Here is a 15,724-nt window from a genome sequence, read left to right as displayed (position 1 = left end):
TCTCGACTGTTTAAACGGGAAAATAGCGAACGCATAGTATCCAGACTTTGGTCAAAACTAAACCCTAGCCAGCAGGATACAAATGTGAAGCTATCTAAAACAGGATAATCATCTTTGGGGAAATGGGCGAGATACCGTCTGACAATTTTGGGGAAGTTAGAAAATAGCATTTCAGTTGATTATTAATAATTTATAACTCTGCAATTATACATTGCTCGCCAAATTTTAGCAATCTTTTCCTATCATTCAACACTTCTGCTAAATATCATCATATTATACTATGCAATATGCGTTTTAGATGCTGAACAGCTTAGCAGCAGTAGAAGTGTGGGGAATGGATGAGTGGCGTTGCTGAATCAAGGTATGAATGCCCCAGGAATGGGAATATCGTGAAATTTCAAGTAATGTATTAATAACTTAATAGAATGCTGGAGCATTTTTTCACACTTAGAATAACAAAGAGTCTTCCGATGTAGTCTGGCTATCCGGATGTCTTAGTCTTGTATTTTCTCCTTCTAAGGAGTGTCATATAAGTCTTACGGATAATCTGATCCTCATCAGGAATAAACATGGGATATACAGACCATCCATCAGTTACATAAAAGTAGCATTTCCATGCACTTACTTGGTTCCATAATGGTTCAAATATCTTAGCACGCTAGATCCCCTAATACCCACCCTAAAATTCCTGGTCGAAAGTGGTCAACCGCTCTCCACAACCAGATTTTATCTGTTTTTTTTTACATAAGTTTGTAATTCATCGAGTTCACCAACTTCTGGAATGACTTCAGGGTCATAAACCTCTGGTAACAGTTTTCCGACTTGTTTTACCCAATTTATTACTGTGGTATGATGAACTCCCTTAACTCGTTCTATCGCCCGTAAACCCATACCATTGACGTACATTTTTAGGGAATCACGTTTGATGCTCTCGCTATAACCTCGATGGGATTCATACTGATTAATGAATTGACGACCACATTGGGCACAAATGTGATTCTGTTTTCCTTTCTTCTTGCCGTTTTTACGGATATGGGTTGATTTACATTCTGGGCATTGCATAAATTATTCCTCCTATTCATACTCTAACTCAGCAACGCCGCAGAACTCACAGCACTGTTTCCAGAAGAGCGCGATCGAATGTACTTTGTACCCGACACTTGGCTGCACCGGCTGCTTTATAATTACGGGCGATTTATCCCTGCAAGAGTGAATGAATTTACTTTTGGACTGCTCAGTCACCTGTACACCCAAGTGTTACAGCGTCGCATTGTCCGGAGGCTCGTGAGCGAACACGAGATTGATATTGTACACGAACCGACACCAGTCTCGGCAACAGTTCCTTCGTTGATGTTCGGATTGGGAGTGCCTGTAGTTATAGGGCCAATGAACACGTCGGTTAAATTTCCTCTGGCTTTTCGCTCGCGCCAAAATCCTACCATTGATATTTTAATCGAGCTCGGTCACAAGTGCGTCGATTTCTTCAATCGCCTTTTTCCAGGTAAAATCAAAGCCGAGACGCTGTTAGTGGCCAACGATCGTACGAAGCAGGCACTTGCATCTGGGGTCCAGGGTAAAATTATTGAACTTGTGGAAAACGGCGTCGATTTCTCGGTGTGGCGATCGGACTGTAGCTTATCAAGAGCAGCGACCGGGCAGGTTCATTTTATTTTTTTAGGCCGGCTGATCGACTGGAAAGCTGTAGATTTGCTGCTGGAAGCCTTCGCGCCCGTCGCTGCTCAAACCGATGCAGTCTTGGAAATCATCGGTGATGGGCACATCCGAGGGGAACTTGAAGCTCAAACAGCTCGTTTAGGCATCGACAGCAGCGTTGTATTTAGTGGCTGGCTGTCTCAGGAGGAGTGCGCTATCAAACTGAAACAAGCTGATGCAATGGTTTTCCCCAGTTTGCGGGAATGCGGCGGGGCAGTGGTGATGGAGGCAATGGCAATGGGCTTGCCCGTCATAGCAACGAACTGGGGCGGTCCAGCGGATTATCTGAATTCCAGTTGCGGTATTTTAGTAGAACCAGCTTCTAAAGAAGGCTTTGTCAAGGGACTGACAGATGCGATACTCAAGCTAGCCCAGTCGCCTGAATTGCGGCAGAGTATGGGTTCTGCGGGGCGGGAGCGCGTTCGGGAGCATTTTGACTGGGAACGGAAAGTCGATCGAATACTTGAAATTTATCAACAAACGATCGACGATTGCCCGAAGCATTAGGTAGCCGACCATTAAAGCATAAAGCAGCTTTCAACCTGAAAGCTGTTGCTTGGGGGTGCTAAAAAAGTATGTGGCTGTCCAAAGACCCCCCTCTACATCCTAGCGATCGAAAAACGGGTTAACCCGTTTGTTTGGTTAACCCGCGAGCTTGGAAACCTGCAGATCAATTAGTTTTGCACTACCAGCTTAACGTTGGCATTTTGCAAACCGCGCTGCTTGACTGCGGCCAAGGTCTTGTTAACTGCGTACTTCTGGTTAATGGAATTGATTAACTCAGTTTGATTGTGTTTTTTGGCGACGCCCCAGAGGTCGGCAATCAGGTCAAAGGAACCATCGCTATTGCGAGACCAACCTAGGTCATATTCGCCTTCGAGAATCGCTACGATGTCGGAGCGAACGCGCTGACCGTTATAGCCACGAACATCAGCTTCTGACTTGACTGAAATGCCCAAGTCGCGCAGTGAAGCTTTCAGGATTTCGGCATCGGTGATTTTGGTACGCAGAGTGCTAAAGTGAGACATTGGATTTCCTCCTAATAAAACTGAGAGAGAAACAACAACGGTCTGGATTTAACGGTGCCGCTGGGCGGCTCTTCAATCGAACTGCTAGCTGTTGCTAGCCTTTGCTCCTGTTTGGACCAGGAGAAAGCTTTTAGAATTCCATTCGCTGGTATTCAGCGACGGAAGACGCAGCGGGCCGTGCACGCTGTCTCGCCCAATCTCGGAGGGCGGTGACCTGTTCGGTCATTGTTTTAGACAGTGGCATTGTGGATTTAATGGCCGCTATGATGTCGAGCTGCGTAAACTCTCGATCTTGAGCGAAGGCTTCGTACATTGCTGCTACTAGCGCTTGCTCAATCTCTGCACCTGAAAAGCCGTCGGAAACATTGGAAAGTTGCTCTAAATCGAAGCGAGTGATTTCCCGACGCCGCTTTGAGAGGTGAATCTTAAAAATATCTTGGCGTTCTTCTTTGGTAGGCAGATCAACAAAGAAGAGTTCGTCGAATCGGCCTTTCCTCAAGAATTCTCCCGGCAACCGCTCGATTCGGTTGGCTGTTGCCATTACGAAGACTGGGGAAGTCTTTTCTTGCATCCAAGTGAGGAATGAACCGAAAATCCGGCTGGAGGTGCCTCCGTCTGAGTCGGCCGAACCAGTGCCTCCTGCAAAGGCTTTGTCTAGTTCGTCGATAAAGAGGAGGGCTGGAGAGATGGATTCTGCGGTTTTGAGGGCATTGCGGAGGTTGGCTTCCGATCGACCCACCATCGAGCCGTCGTAGACTCTACCCATATCTAGCCTCAGCAGGGGCAGTCCCCAGAGGCGGGAGGTGGTCTTGGCAATCAGCGATTTTCCGCATCCTGGTACGCCGAGAATTAACATCCCTTTTGGTTGGGGCAGACCGTATTCTCTCGCTCTTTCTGTAAAGGCGTTGGAACGCTGTCTCAGCCACCGCTTCAGCTCTTCTAAACCGCCGACTGCATCCAGGGTTTCGTCTTCTTCAATGAACTCTAGAATGCCGTTGCGCCGAATTAATTGCTTTTTCTCCGAAAGAACTATGTCTACTTCTTCTTCTGTGAGGCGCCCAGTCGAAACTTGGGCTTTGCGATAAACTTTTTCAGCTTCGTCCTTGGTCAATCCCAAGGCTGCTTTTAAAAGTTTTTCTCGCGCTTCTGTGGTAATGCGTCGCGATTTCGTTTGCTCCAACTGACCAGACAATACTTGGTTTAGTTCCTTCATGTCCGGCAACGCGAAGTCTAATACCACTACTTCCTTTTCTAGCTCGATCGGAATTTGCTGCAAAGGAGACATCAGTATAATTGTCTTTTGCGTTCCTTTGAAGTGGGCGATCGCATCGCGCAACCACCTCGTTACCGGAGGAGAATCTATAAAAGGATGCAGATCTTTGAAAATGTAGATGCTAGCGTTACTGTTGGGTTCTCGCTGCCTGATCACCCATTCAATTGCTGCCTCTGGCGAGACGGTGTTGTGTTGGGTGGTGGTGCGGGGTTGACCATACTCCACAATGCCGTGAGTTACAGTCCAGATAAATACTCGTCGCTGTGGTTTTGCTTGAGCTATTGTCGAAATTGCTTGCTCACACCGCTCTTCCTCGGATGTCACGAGGTAGATCAGAGGATATTGAGCTTGGATTAGAATACTGATCTCTTCTTGCATAGTCCTCGACCCACTAGAGACGGTGCTATCTTTGCTGAATCTCAATGCTGCCCTTCGCCCTCTTACTGAAAATGTCAGTTTTAGCTTTTTGGGGAAGCAAGGCATTCTTAGCAGGGAACCAATTCTTCCTCTCCCGGTTTGGCTGTGCTGGCACTGACGCCCGACACCTGCTTTACTGGAAGATCCTGTTCAGCCAATACGCTCGGCTGACTTGTTACGGATGCCAGTTCTCCATCTCGCATTACTACTGAACCCGTGCATTCTGGACAGTTGTATACCCTATGGGTTTGTCCGTAGGAGGCTTCTACTTCGTCAACCAGTTCGGGATTTCCTAGGTAGAAGACAATTGCCCTTTCTGCAATTGATGACATCGGTTCAGTTTCGACTGCGGCTCGGATTTTGAGCTGGCGATGCAGTTCTGGTGGAAGATACAATGTAACTTTTTGCTTTTCTTGCATATGACAGTGAATTGACTTACCCGGGTATGTATATCAGATTAGCCGCTTACTTCTTTGCTGTCAAGCCTCTATGCTGCTTTAGCGTCATCTTGTAATATTTCGTTACATTGTAAGTGACTCTGGGGCAGTTAACAACGAAAAAGTTAGGGGTGTAGCTGATGAGTCTGAGGTGTACGGCAGGTATGGGTAGCGTCAAGGACGATCGACCAACTATAAATATGAACAATAGATATATAGGAGTAGGGCCAACAAATTCTTTGAGTCGCTATCTGGGGTAAGGTGCGCCATCAGCACCCAGCCCGCTCATGAGTGGTGAAGAAGTCCCCCAAACCCTTGAAATGTCATAGCGGGCGATCAATAAATCTTCTTCATAAGATAGACTACCGGCAAAAAATAATATCTATTGCCCATACCCAACGGCTACAATGACGCAAACACGTTGACTGCATTCATGAGGGGGCTGGGTGCTGATGGTCAGCCCGCTGTTGAGTGGCTCAAACGCTTGCGCTAAAAGTCCCTCAAACGTTTGAAATGTAGTTTGTAGGGGGCTAGGCGGCACAATGGTTGAGTTTGTAGAGTGGGCCGTAAGCACCGGTGGACTCAGTAAGCAACGAGGTTACTAACTTGGGGCGTTTTTATTTTGAAATCAAACTCCCCCAAACAGTTTTTATAGCTTTAAGTGTGCAAAATCCGAACGTGAAATAACCGTTTTTGGGTTTTCATCTGGCTCAGATTTCACACACTTGGACAGAGTTAGCGATAAGCACCCCACGGTGAGACTTTGGGGATGACATTGTGTAAGCTGTGACGCACTTAATTTTTTTGCCCAAATGCTCGCTACAAGGACTCTAGGCTGCAAAATATTAAATTTAGATGGGTGTCAGCTTATCTTTAATAGGGCAGTGCTGGGTAATATATACTTGGATGCGGACCTGCTAACCTGAAATTTTTAATTTTAGATATCCAAGAACTGACTGATGGATTTAGACCAACAGATTCAAGCATTGATCGAAAAAGCTCCGCCCGACGGTTCGACGCCACAAATCTTAAAGGCGATCGCCCCGGCCCTGGTGTTAATTGCCCAACAGCTACAGCACCTCGAATACTCGATCCTGCAAGCGGTAGACCAAAGTTGGGCGATCGTGGTTTTGAGCAATCTCAAGCAACCGGGACGGGAGAAGAGGGTGATTTATGCTTGGACGAGTATTAAAGATGCGTCGCAGGCTGCGGCTGCTGGCGGCGATCGCCTCAGACCAGTGCTTTTGCCTGTCACTCACATTTTATTTCAAATGATAGCTCTGGAAGGTCTTGACAGCATTGTTTTTTTTGAAAGTCCCGGAAATCAGGAAGTCGGGACGGAAATCCCTCGTGAGCAAGTACAGAGTTTAATTAATGTTTACTTGCAACAGTATCGATCGCCTCCACCGCCGGATATTGCCTAAACAACTCAATTTTCTCTTAATTGGTAACAGGGAATTGGTAATGGGGAATTACCCATTACCAATAAAATGTAACTTTTTAACCTCTAATAAAGTCTACTTAAAACGTATTCAGCCAAATCAATCAAAGCTTGACGGGACTCTGAATGGGGCAGCGCAGCTAAGTATTCGACGGCTTTTTGTGCGTGATTTGTGGCTAGTTCTCGCGATCGCTCTATGCCTCTAGAATCTTCTACAAGTGCCAGGGCCTGCTCTATATCTCCTTCTTGGGCAAATTCGCGTTCTATGAGAACTTCCAAGTAAGGCTTTTCTTCTAGGGCGAATAGTGCTGGTGCTGTCAGATTACCGCTTCTGAGATCCGAGCCTGCAGGTTTCCCCAAAGTTTCCGTTGAAGCGGTGAAATCTAATATATCATCTACTATTTGGAATGCCAAACCAATGTTCCGACCGTAGTTGTACAAATCGTCTGCTATTTCTGCTGAAACCTCGCTCAAACAGCCCGCTGCTTTGGAACTGTTGGCAATTAAAGACGCTGTTTTGTAATAACTTTTTTCGAGGTACGCTTCGATCGACAAGCTGGTGTCAAATCCATTGAGTCCCTGTTGAATTTCCCCCTCAGCTAAATCCATAATCACTTCTGAAAGCAGTTTGACTACTGGCAGGTTGTCGAGATTTGCCAAATGCCAGGAAGATTGAGCAAACAGAAAATCTCCCGCCAATACTGCGACTCGGTTGTTAAACCGACTGTGAACAGTCGGCACTCCCCGCCGCAGATCCGACTCGTCCACCACGTCGTCGTGGACTAGACTAGCTGTGTGGATCATTTCCGTGATTTCAGCGAGGCGGCGGTGTTTTTCCGTGATTTCCTGATCGGGCATAGTCGCCTTGGCCATCAACAGAACGATTGCGGGTCTCACTCGTTTTCCCTTTGTGCCGAATAAGTATTCTGCAGCCGCGTACAAGATGGGATGACGGGCACCCACTAACTGTTTTAAGTTTTCTGTCAACAGTCGCAGGTCTTCTTCAACCGAGGAAAATAGGAGAGTGCTAGAGATCATGGATACGCCGACTCAAGCCGTAAAGTAACAAAATTTTACAAATCATATCTTTATTTTAAGGTAATTCTCTGCAATAGAAAAGAAAAATCTAGGCGATCGGCAGCTATTTGTCATCGGCCGCCCGATGGGAGTCACCCGCCTGCCAGAGGCGAGTAGCCGGCTGCCAGAGGGGTTGCCCCTATTGTATCGAATTGTTAAGGGTACGGCCAAAAAATCTCTAAATCCCAGAAACCCTGTGTTATTATGGGTATTAAGGATTTAAACAATTCTATACATTAAGTACAGCCAGACTGGCAGGTAGCTTTTAGGTGCCTGTAAAAGTTTCGTAGAGCCAGCCTTGTTAGTCGATCGCAGCCCAAATTTCTGGGACAGATTTTTAGTTCCTCGCGGCTAAAAGTTTTCAGAAGTTAAGAGTAGCGCATCTTATGTGCACGGTAGCTCAAAGCAGCTAAAGTGGATGGTTTTAGGCTGTTTAAGCATCTGTAAAGCAGTAAATCATTATTGATGACCGGGAACGCCTAAATGTTCCCGCAGGCTTGATATGGAAAAACAGCCTTCAGAACCAAGGCATGGTCTTGCGTGCTGACTTAATGTAGTAGGTCTTGAACTTGTCCTGCTCCTCCTCGTCCTTGACTTTTGGTTCTAATTATGATTTATCGCGATATTCCTCTAATTATTCCCATTCTGGCCGCCGGCTATGTAATGACTATTTATGTACTGCTGATGTTGGCCCAACGCAGCGCTAAAATCACTCGATTGGGCGAGTAGTGCGCTGCTGGGCAGCCGAAGTCGGCAGCAGCGCCCTCGCTTCACAGTTGAGAATTCGGAATACTCAATAATAACCCTGCCTTGAATGCTTGCGCGCAAAGGCAGGGTTATTATTTACAATTGCCGGCACCGTGATTTTCTGGGCTGCTAGTTACTGCAACACATAGCTACAGTTATCGATGTTCAATGCCCACAGCCTCTGAGGCAGGATATTATATTTAGTAGCAGCTTGTATCGCTCACAGCAAGTTTCATGTCAGGGGAACCAGGCCAATGTTCCGAGAAAGCTATTAAAGTGTTCTCCAAAACGCTGAGTTTGAAGTTGTAGATAATTGTGCCAAAACTCTCAATATGCCTATTTGGTAGATCAAGAACTTACAGAAAAAAAACGTGAAATTTCTGAATCTAGCAACCTACTTGCTAAACTGAAGGAATCTATAAACTTGCACTGCAATCAAATATTTCATTAAAGGGTGCTTAATTTGCTGAGTCAGGAAAAGAGTCTCTGCCATTTATTCACAGCTTACCAAGAAGATATGTTGCTAGAGAGAGCGACACAAGTAAAATTTTTATTTCTAAAACTTTTTATAATGTAGGAAAAAAATAATTACCAATATTACTGACAATTAAAATTCTATTAATTTTTGATTAAAATAACTAAAACAAAGAGTAGAAGTGGTCAGAAATTCTCAAGCTCCACTGCCTAAATTGTTGTCCGAGCCAGACCAACTAAAACAATTTTTGATAAGTCTGATGCACAATGCTTTACAAGCGATAGACAATTGCCGAGTTTTAAAAGTAGAGGTGAGAGCCGACAATCAGAGCCTGCTCGTCAGTGGCAAGTGAATTACTCGGGAATTTGGCCACGAATATTTGATCCGTTCTTTACTACAAAACCCGAGGAAGGCAGGGGGTTGGATCGGGAGATTGTTAAAAAAAGTGTGGAAAAACATTTGGGTAAAATAGAAGTAACATCAGTTATCGGTCAAAGGACGTGTATTGTGTCAATTCCGATCGCCGTTTAGCGCGATCACACTAAAAATTATACCAATGCGCGACTAAAAATGCAACTCTAGACCGATGTCAAACCTGGATTGCGGTTAGCGGATTGCGACTGTAAAATCGGCAATCTAAAATGGTATTAAGTGCCGCTTCCGCCTGCATCTATCCCCCTTGATTTGCCCATGTCAACAACAGTTTCTAATACCCACAGCTTGCTAGAACAGGCGATCGACCCCAAACCGCCGGTGCTGCCTCCAGACACACCCTTGAAAGTCGCAATTGCTGCCATGAGTCAGGCGAGTGCCAGTTGCATTTTAATCGCGTTTGAGCAGCAATTGCTCGGAATTTTGACAGAGCGCGATGTTGTGAAAATAACTGCTAGCGAAATACCGCTAGCAGGGGTGGCAATTTCTGAGGTGATGACTGAAAACCCGATCGCCATTTCCCTCGATAAAGCGGGGAATATCTTCAAGGTATTGAGCATATTGCGATCGAAAACAATGCGTCATTTACCCCTCACAGACGAAGGTGGCAAGTTGCTAGGCGCTATCACCTGCGAAAGCATCCGTCAAATCCTCAAGCCGACCGACTTGCTGAAAACGTGGCGGGTTCAAGAAATTATGACTACACAAGTAATAGTTACCTCAAGCAGCGCCTCAGTTTTAGAAGTCGCAAAACAGATGAGAACCCAGCGGAAAAGCTGCATAGTCATTTGCAGTGAAAGTGACAACAAAAATCAAAAACCTGTGGGCATAATTACAGAACGCGACATTGTTAAATTCCAAGCTTCTGGGCTCGATTTCGCCAGCACTCCAGTCACCGCCGCGATGAGTTTTCCGCTGATAGCGTTGCAGGTAAAAGCCACCTTGTGGCAGGCTCACCAGTTAATGCAGCAGCACCGCATCCGCCGCTTGGTGGTGGTGGACGAGGAAGGATATTTAGCCGGAATTGTGACTGAAATTAGCCTGCTGCAAGCCTTAGATCCGGTAGAAATGCACGCAAATGTCGAGCTTTTGCAGGAAACAGTTGCCGACAAAATTCAGGAGTTGAACAAAATGAACGAAGAATTGCAAAAAGAAGCGTTGCGGAGAACAGAAGTAGAGGAAAAATTGCGAATTTTAAATGATAATTTGGAAGAACAAATCAAGCAGCGAACTTTACAATTAATTAATGCCAACAGTCAATTAAAAAAGGAAATACAAGACCGCAGCACCGCTGAAGCTGAAGTTCGCCGCCTCAACACCGAACTCGAACAGCGAGTTCTAGACCGCACAGTTCAACTAGCAGCCAGTAACGAAGAATTGCAGCAACAAATTAGCAGTAGAAAATTGCTCGAAGAAAAATTGCACTTTTCTGAAAGGAAAGTCCGCGCCGTTTTTGAAGCTATGACCGACATCGTTCTCGTGCTAGACCATCAGCGGAACATAGAAGTTTTGCCAACGAATGTGGCAGCGGCTTCTGAGCCTGATTGTGATATAGTCAGCTTGACCATAGAACATTTTTTTGACGAGGAAAACCCAGATGATTGGTGGGTGTTAGTTCAGCAAGTGTTAGAAACACAACAAACTCTCAATTTTGACTACAGCTTAACAGTTTGTGGTCGCGAAATTTGGTTTTCCGCCTGCATTTCTCTGTTCTCAAAAGATGCAGTCATTTGGGTTGCCCGCAACATCAACGCCCGCAAAATAGCCGAGTCAGCGCTGTGCCAAAAAAATGCAGAATTATCTCATACCTTAGAAGAACTGAAGCGGACTCAAAAAGAACTCATTCAATCAGAAAAAATGGCCGCCCTTGGACAGTTAATTGCCGGAGTTGCTCATGAAATCAATTCTCCTTTAGGGGCGATTCGCTCTTCTGTGCAGAACATCGCCGACTTCTGGACGGAACAATTGCAGCAGTTGCCGATATTTTTTCAACAACTATCCCCGGAACGGCGGCAGGATTTCTTTGCTTTGCTACACAAGTCCAGCCAAGAAACAGATACATTATCTAGTAAAGAAAAACGTCAGTTAAAAAAAATTTTGCAGGGGCAATTAGAATCAGAAAATATTGACGACGCCGCCAGTCTTGCCTGTACTTTATTAGATATCGGTATCGGCAATAATCTAGAAGGTTTTTTGCCTTTGTTGAAAGACAGCCAAAGTCGAAATATTGTTGTACAAACAGCCTACCAATTTGCTACGGTTCAAAAAAGCACTAAAAATATTGCTACTGCCACAGATAGGGCAGCCAAAATCGTTTTTGCTTTGAAAAGCTACTCTCGTTACGACCAGTCGGGTTCCAAAGTAATCGCTAATATTACCGACGGTATTGATACTGTTTTAACGCTTTACCACTACCAAATCAAACACGGTGTGGAAGTAGTCAGAAACTATGGTACTAATTTGCCCTCTGTGCTATGCTATCCTGATGAACTTAATCAAGTTTGGACAAATTTGGTTCACAATGCTTTACAAGCGATGGGCAACAAAGGAGTGTTAAAAATTGATGTCAAACACCAAGCGAACGCAATATCAGTCAGTATTACCGACAGTGGTCCAGGCATTGCCCCAGAGATTATGCCGAGAATTTTTGAGCCGTTTTTCACAACTAAACCTCCAGGGGAAGGCAGTGGTTTGGGATTAGATATAGTTCAAAAAATTCTGGAAAAACACCAAGGTGAACTGCAAGTAGAAAGCGTGCCTGGTCAAACAAAGTTCACTGTATCCTTGCCCATTTAAATCTCTGAGTGAAATTAAAAACCTTAGATAAAACGCCCCCATTTAAAAAATTAAATAGAGGAAATACTATGCCCAAACCAGTAATTTTGTGCGTTGACGATGAAGTTGTGGTATTAAATAGTTTAAAAATTCAACTAAAAAAAGAATTTGGCGATGCTTACCTCTATGAAGTAGCAGAAAATGCAGATGAAGCTCTGGAAATAATCGAAGAAATTCAAAAAGAAGATGAAAGTAATATTTTGGTCATAGTATCTGACTGCTTAATGCCTGGTATTAAAGGAGAGGAGTTTTTGATTGTAGTTCACCAAAAATATCCCAATATTGTGAAAATCATGCTGACCGGGCAAGCCGACGACTTAGCAATAGCACGGGTGAAAGAGCAAGCCAACTTGCACAGTTGTTTGTACAAGCCATGGGATCGAAAAGAATTAGTAGAAACTATAAAATCGGGTTTGGCAAAAATATGAATAATAAACCTGTGATTATTTGCGTGGATGACGAACCGATAATTCTTGAAAGTTTAAAAATAGAGTTAAAAAAAGCCCTGGGAGAAGAACACTTATTAGAAACCGCTGAAGGTGGCGAAGATGCTTTAGAGTTAATGGAGGAATTACTGGCGGAGGGCTGCGAAATTGTGGCAGTAATTTCTGACTATTTGATGCCCAATATCAAAGGGGACGAATTGCTGAAGCAGATTCACATAATCTCGCCAAAAACTATCAAAATTATGCTAACTGGGCAAGCAGACCTCGAAGCCGTGGCAAATACTATTAAATATGCTAAATTGTACCGATACATATCCAAGCCTTGGCAGTCCGAAGATTTGAAGTTGACGGTAAAAGAAGCGATCAACAGCTATTTTAGGGATAAGCAATTAGCGGAACAAAATGCTCAACTCCAAAAGCTGAATCAAGAATTGGAAAGTTTAGTCGAGGAGCGGACTGCACAACTGCGCTTGTCTGAGGAAAAGTTTGCTAAAGCTTTTCGTTCTTCTCCTAACCCAATTACTATTACCCGACTTAATGACGGTCGTTATTTAGAAGTTAATGAGGCTTTTTGCCAGACAATCGGTTATTCGGCAGCAGAAATTCTCGATTGCACGGCGCTGGAGTTGAATTTTTGGGAAAATATACAAGCCCGCGTCGAGTTGTTTAAAATTTTAGACGAAAAAAAAATTGTTCTCAACTACGAATTTGATTTTCGCACTAAAACTGGGGAGCTCAGAACTGGGCTACTGTCAGCAGAAATCATTGACATTCATGGCGAAACCTGCGTGATTTCTGTGATTCAAGATATTAGCGATCGCAAATTAGCTGAAGAAAAACTCCGAGCTGTAGCGGCTTCTTTAGCAGCAGCGCAAAGAATCGCCCGCGTCGGCAATTGGGAATACGATTTCTCGGCCAACACAACTACTTGGTCGGAAGAGTTATCTCGGATTTTTGGGTTCGATCCAACCCAGCCTGCGCCAACACTAACTGAGTTTTCGCAATACGTGCATCCCGGCGATCGACAAAAGTGGCAAACAACGATCGACGCTGCTATTGCTAGCGGGCAATCCTACAGTTTGGAATACCGCATCCTGCGGGCGGAACCGACAATTGGTGCCGATAATTGCCGGTCAAAAACAAGTGAAGGCGGCTTCATCCGCTACATCGAAGCCAGAGGAGAAGCAGTTGTCAACCAACAAGGGCAAGTGACAAAACTCTTCACAACTTTGATGGACATTACCCCTCGTAAACTTGCAGAAATAGCCCTAGCAGAGAGCGAAGAAAAATACCGGCATTTAGTTGAAACTTCTCAAGATATTATCTGGTCTTGCGATGCTGAAGGACACATTACTTTTGTGAACCAAGCAGTGAAACAAATCTACGGTTACGACCCTGAAGAAATGATTGGGTGTTCTTTTAGCGATTTTTTAGCGCCCGCACAAATAGACCGGAACAGGGAACTTCAGCAGCGCTTACTGACGCCAGATGCGGTGTTTCAGTACGAAAGTATAGTTTTAGGAAAAGACGGCAGACCAATTGATGTAAATACAAAGGTAATCGCGCGTTTGGACGCTGAAGGAAACATCATCGGCACAACAGGCACAGCTAGCGATATTACCGAGCGCAAACAAGCAGAAATAGCCCTGAAAAAAGCAAAAGAAGAAGCCGACAGAGCCAACAGGGCGAAAAGCGAATTCCTCTCGAATATGAGCCACGAATTGCGAACTCCCCTCAACGCAATTCTAGGTTTCAGCCAACTGCTGGCTCGCGACCCAGCCCTCGGTGCCGACCAACAGCAATACTTAGGAATTATTAGCCAGAGCGGGGAACATTTACTCGTCCTGATCAACAATATTCTACAAATGTCAAAAATTGAAGTCGGACTGCTGACGCTTAATAACAGCACCTTCGACTTGCACAAAATGCTAAAAAATATTGAAAATATGTTGAAGATCCAAGCCGAAAAAAAAGGGTTGCAGTTAATTTTTGATTTCCCCCCCGACCTACCTCAATATGTAGAAACAGACGAAAGCAAATTGCGCCAAGTGTTGCTCAATATAGTCGGAAATGCTATTAAATTTACTGGGGAAGGTGGTGTTAATTTGAGAATCAAACATGAGCTGTTAAAAAATCCACGTCACGCCGAGATGCCGCTAAGTGACAATGGCTGTTTGCTATTTGAAGTGGAAGACACGGGTTCGGGAATTTCTCCGGAAGAAATGGACAATTTATTTAAACCTTTTGCGCAAACAGAAAGCGGAAAAAAAGCTCAAGAAGGAACAGGTTTAGGCTTGCCAATTAGCAAACAATTTGTCCAGTTAATGGGAGGGAAGATGACGGTAACAAGCACCATCGGTCGCGGCAGTATTTTTAGATTTGATGTTAAAGTTTCGCTCCCTAATGCAGTGGAAATTCAGGTGGTTCAAACAGCTCGCCGCGTTGTGGGTCTCGAACCCGGACAGCCAGAATACCGGATTTTAGCTGTTGACGATCGCCTGGAAAGCCGATTGCTGTTGGTCAGAATGCTGAAATCCCTTGGCTTTGCGGTGCAGGAGGCTGAAAATGGCGTTCAAGCTGTGGAAATGTGGTCGAGTTGGGAACCTCATTTGATTTGGATGGATATGCGGATGCCGGTGATGGACGGTTACGAAGCTACTAAACAGATTAAAGCGCATTTGAAAGGTCAAGCAACGGTGATTATTGCTCTGACTGCAAGTGCTTTTGATGAGGAGCGATCGCTGATTTTGTCTGCTGGTTGCGATGATTTTGTAGCGAAGCCTTTTCGGGAGCAAGTGATTCTGGAAAAAATGGCTAAGTATTTGGGAGTCCACTATGTTTACGATCGAGAAGCTTCGCTAAGTTCTGATGCGGTGGCGTCCAGCGAGGTTCCCACGGCAAATGAAACGGCTGATTTGGCTTTTACGCTCAATGCTTCATTTTTTGAAGCTATGCCTGCTGAATGGATTAATGAATTGTATTTTGCGGCGGATGCAGTTGATAACGAGCGGATTTTTCGCCTGCTGTTGTCGATTCCTCCTATTAATGCTAGTTTCCGCAGCGCGATCGCCGATTTGGCGAATAACTTCCGGTGCGATCGGATTATCGATTTGATTGAGGAGTTTAGAAATTGTTGAAGGAAGAAGGAAGAACGGAGAGTAGCAAGTTTAGGATTATTGATGATTTAGCTTGAGCGCCTATTTGTAGAGTAGCCCGCAGGCGATCGGCTAATGTACTTGTAGCCAAGCTGCACACCCTGGTAATCATCAGTCATTCCCAATTCTTTAATCTCAAATTTTAAATCTCAACTAAGATAAGTTCTGTAAATATAAAAGGACTTGCTCCCGGAGGGAGTGCTATAATTAATATTTAAGCCGTTTTCCTAATTTCAACTATTCTTAAA

9 protein-coding genes and 2 pseudogenes are annotated in these 15,724 nt (G+C 44.7%); 5 read left to right on the top strand and 6 right to left on the bottom strand.

Translation table 11 applies throughout. The features are described 5' to 3' along the window. Both QT994_RS20625 and QT994_RS20620 read right to left on the bottom strand, forming a co-directional pair. Positions 1-170, bottom strand: a pseudogene (locus tag QT994_RS20625) (IS4 family transposase); the annotation flags it as partial. A 186-nt stretch (positions 171-356) separates the two neighbouring features. Next, positions 357-1,062, bottom strand: a pseudogene (locus QT994_RS20620) (IS1 family transposase). A gap of 78 nt (positions 1,063-1,140) precedes the next feature. Here QT994_RS20620 and QT994_RS20615 point away from each other — a divergent pair. Further along, complete coding sequence (locus QT994_RS20615) at positions 1,141-2,220, top strand: glycosyltransferase family 4 protein (RefSeq protein ID WP_333177657.1); 1,080 nt, start codon at positions 1,141-1,143, stop codon at positions 2,218-2,220. Between the two features lie 167 nt (positions 2,221-2,387). On the opposite strand, the gene QT994_RS20610 is transcribed toward QT994_RS20615, so the two are convergent. The 3 genes from QT994_RS20610 to QT994_RS20600 all read right to left on the bottom strand — a co-directional run bounded on the left by QT994_RS20610 (position 2,388) and on the right by QT994_RS20600 (position 4,850). Beyond that, the gene (locus tag QT994_RS20610; RefSeq protein ID WP_006635781.1) at positions 2,388-2,741 is read right to left on the bottom strand and encodes a DUF1257 domain-containing protein; all 354 of its coding nucleotides are present in this window, start codon (positions 2,739-2,741) and stop codon (positions 2,388-2,390) included. Positions 2,742-2,871: 130 nt separating this feature from the next. Beyond that, on the bottom strand, positions 2,872-4,392 hold the full coding sequence (gene ycf46 / locus QT994_RS20605; RefSeq protein WP_333177654.1) for a stress-responsive protein Ycf46: 1,521 nt from the start codon (positions 4,390-4,392) through the stop codon (positions 2,872-2,874). Positions 4,393-4,499: 107 nt separating this feature from the next. Continuing rightward, positions 4,500-4,850, bottom strand: coding sequence for a hypothetical protein (locus tag QT994_RS20600; RefSeq protein WP_006635783.1), 351 nt, complete (start codon positions 4,848-4,850; stop codon positions 4,500-4,502). 977 nt (positions 4,851-5,827) lie between these two features. Between QT994_RS20600 and QT994_RS20595 the strand changes: the two genes are divergently transcribed. Then, positions 5,828-6,292 carry a hypothetical protein gene (locus tag QT994_RS20595; protein ID WP_333177651.1) on the top strand — a complete coding sequence of 155 codons (465 nt, stop codon included), beginning with the start codon at positions 5,828-5,830 and terminating at the stop codon, positions 6,290-6,292. Between the two features lie 83 nt (positions 6,293-6,375). Here the strand turns inward: QT994_RS20595 and sds are convergent, their stop codons facing one another. Next, complete coding sequence (sds, locus tag QT994_RS20590) at positions 6,376-7,347, bottom strand: solanesyl diphosphate synthase (protein WP_333177649.1); 972 nt, start codon at positions 7,345-7,347, stop codon at positions 6,376-6,378. A 1,951-nt stretch (positions 7,348-9,298) separates the two neighbouring features. Here sds and QT994_RS20585 point away from each other — a divergent pair. The 3 genes from QT994_RS20585 to QT994_RS20575 all read left to right on the top strand — a co-directional run bounded on the left by QT994_RS20585 (position 9,299) and on the right by QT994_RS20575 (position 15,458). Further along, on the top strand, positions 9,299-11,836 hold the full coding sequence (locus QT994_RS20585; RefSeq protein WP_333177647.1) for a CBS domain-containing protein: 2,538 nt from the start codon (positions 9,299-9,301) through the stop codon (positions 11,834-11,836). 68 nt (positions 11,837-11,904) lie between these two features. Further along, complete coding sequence (locus QT994_RS20580) at positions 11,905-12,303, top strand: response regulator (protein WP_333048485.1); 399 nt, start codon at positions 11,905-11,907, stop codon at positions 12,301-12,303. Continuing rightward, the gene (locus tag QT994_RS20575) at positions 12,300-15,458 is read left to right on the top strand and encodes a PAS domain S-box protein (protein WP_333177645.1); all 3,159 of its coding nucleotides are present in this window, start codon (positions 12,300-12,302) and stop codon (positions 15,456-15,458) included. The genes QT994_RS20580 and QT994_RS20575 overlap by 4 nt, the downstream gene beginning before the upstream one ends. Positions 15,459-15,724: the final 266 nt, after the last annotated feature.

Source organism: Microcoleus sp. S13_B4 (assembly GCF_036700885.1).
In the GTDB taxonomy this organism is placed as follows: Bacteria; Cyanobacteriota; Cyanobacteriia; order Cyanobacteriales; family Microcoleaceae; genus Microcoleus.
The sequence above is the reverse complement of the archived record's forward strand: the minus strand, read 5'-3'. Positions and strand labels throughout refer to the sequence as shown.

Bases quoted from the DNA above. Each gene is read 5' to 3' on its own strand.
- QT994_RS20615 (WP_333177657.1), top strand. From the start codon at position 1,141: ATGTACTTTGTACCCGACACTTGGCTGCACCGGCTGCTTTATAATTAC.
- ycf46 (WP_333177654.1), bottom strand. From the start codon at position 4,392: ATGCAAGAAGAGATCAGTATTCTAATCCAAGCTCAATATCCTCTGATC.
- QT994_RS20595 (WP_333177651.1), top strand. From the start codon at position 5,828: ATGGATTTAGACCAACAGATTCAAGCATTGATCGAAAAAGCTCCGCCC.
- QT994_RS20585 (WP_333177647.1), top strand. From the start codon at position 9,299: ATGTCAACAACAGTTTCTAATACCCACAGCTTGCTAGAACAGGCGATC.
- QT994_RS20575 (WP_333177645.1), top strand. From the start codon at position 12,300: ATGAATAATAAACCTGTGATTATTTGCGTGGATGACGAACCGATAATT.
- QT994_RS20610 (WP_006635781.1), bottom strand. From the start codon at position 2,741: ATGTCTCACTTTAGCACTCTGCGTACCAAAATCACCGATGCCGAAATC.
- sds (WP_333177649.1), bottom strand. From the start codon at position 7,347: ATGATCTCTAGCACTCTCCTATTTTCCTCGGTTGAAGAAGACCTGCGA.
- QT994_RS20580 (WP_333048485.1), top strand. From the start codon at position 11,905: ATGCCCAAACCAGTAATTTTGTGCGTTGACGATGAAGTTGTGGTATTA.
- QT994_RS20600 (WP_006635783.1), bottom strand. From the start codon at position 4,850: ATGCAAGAAAAGCAAAAAGTTACATTGTATCTTCCACCAGAACTGCAT.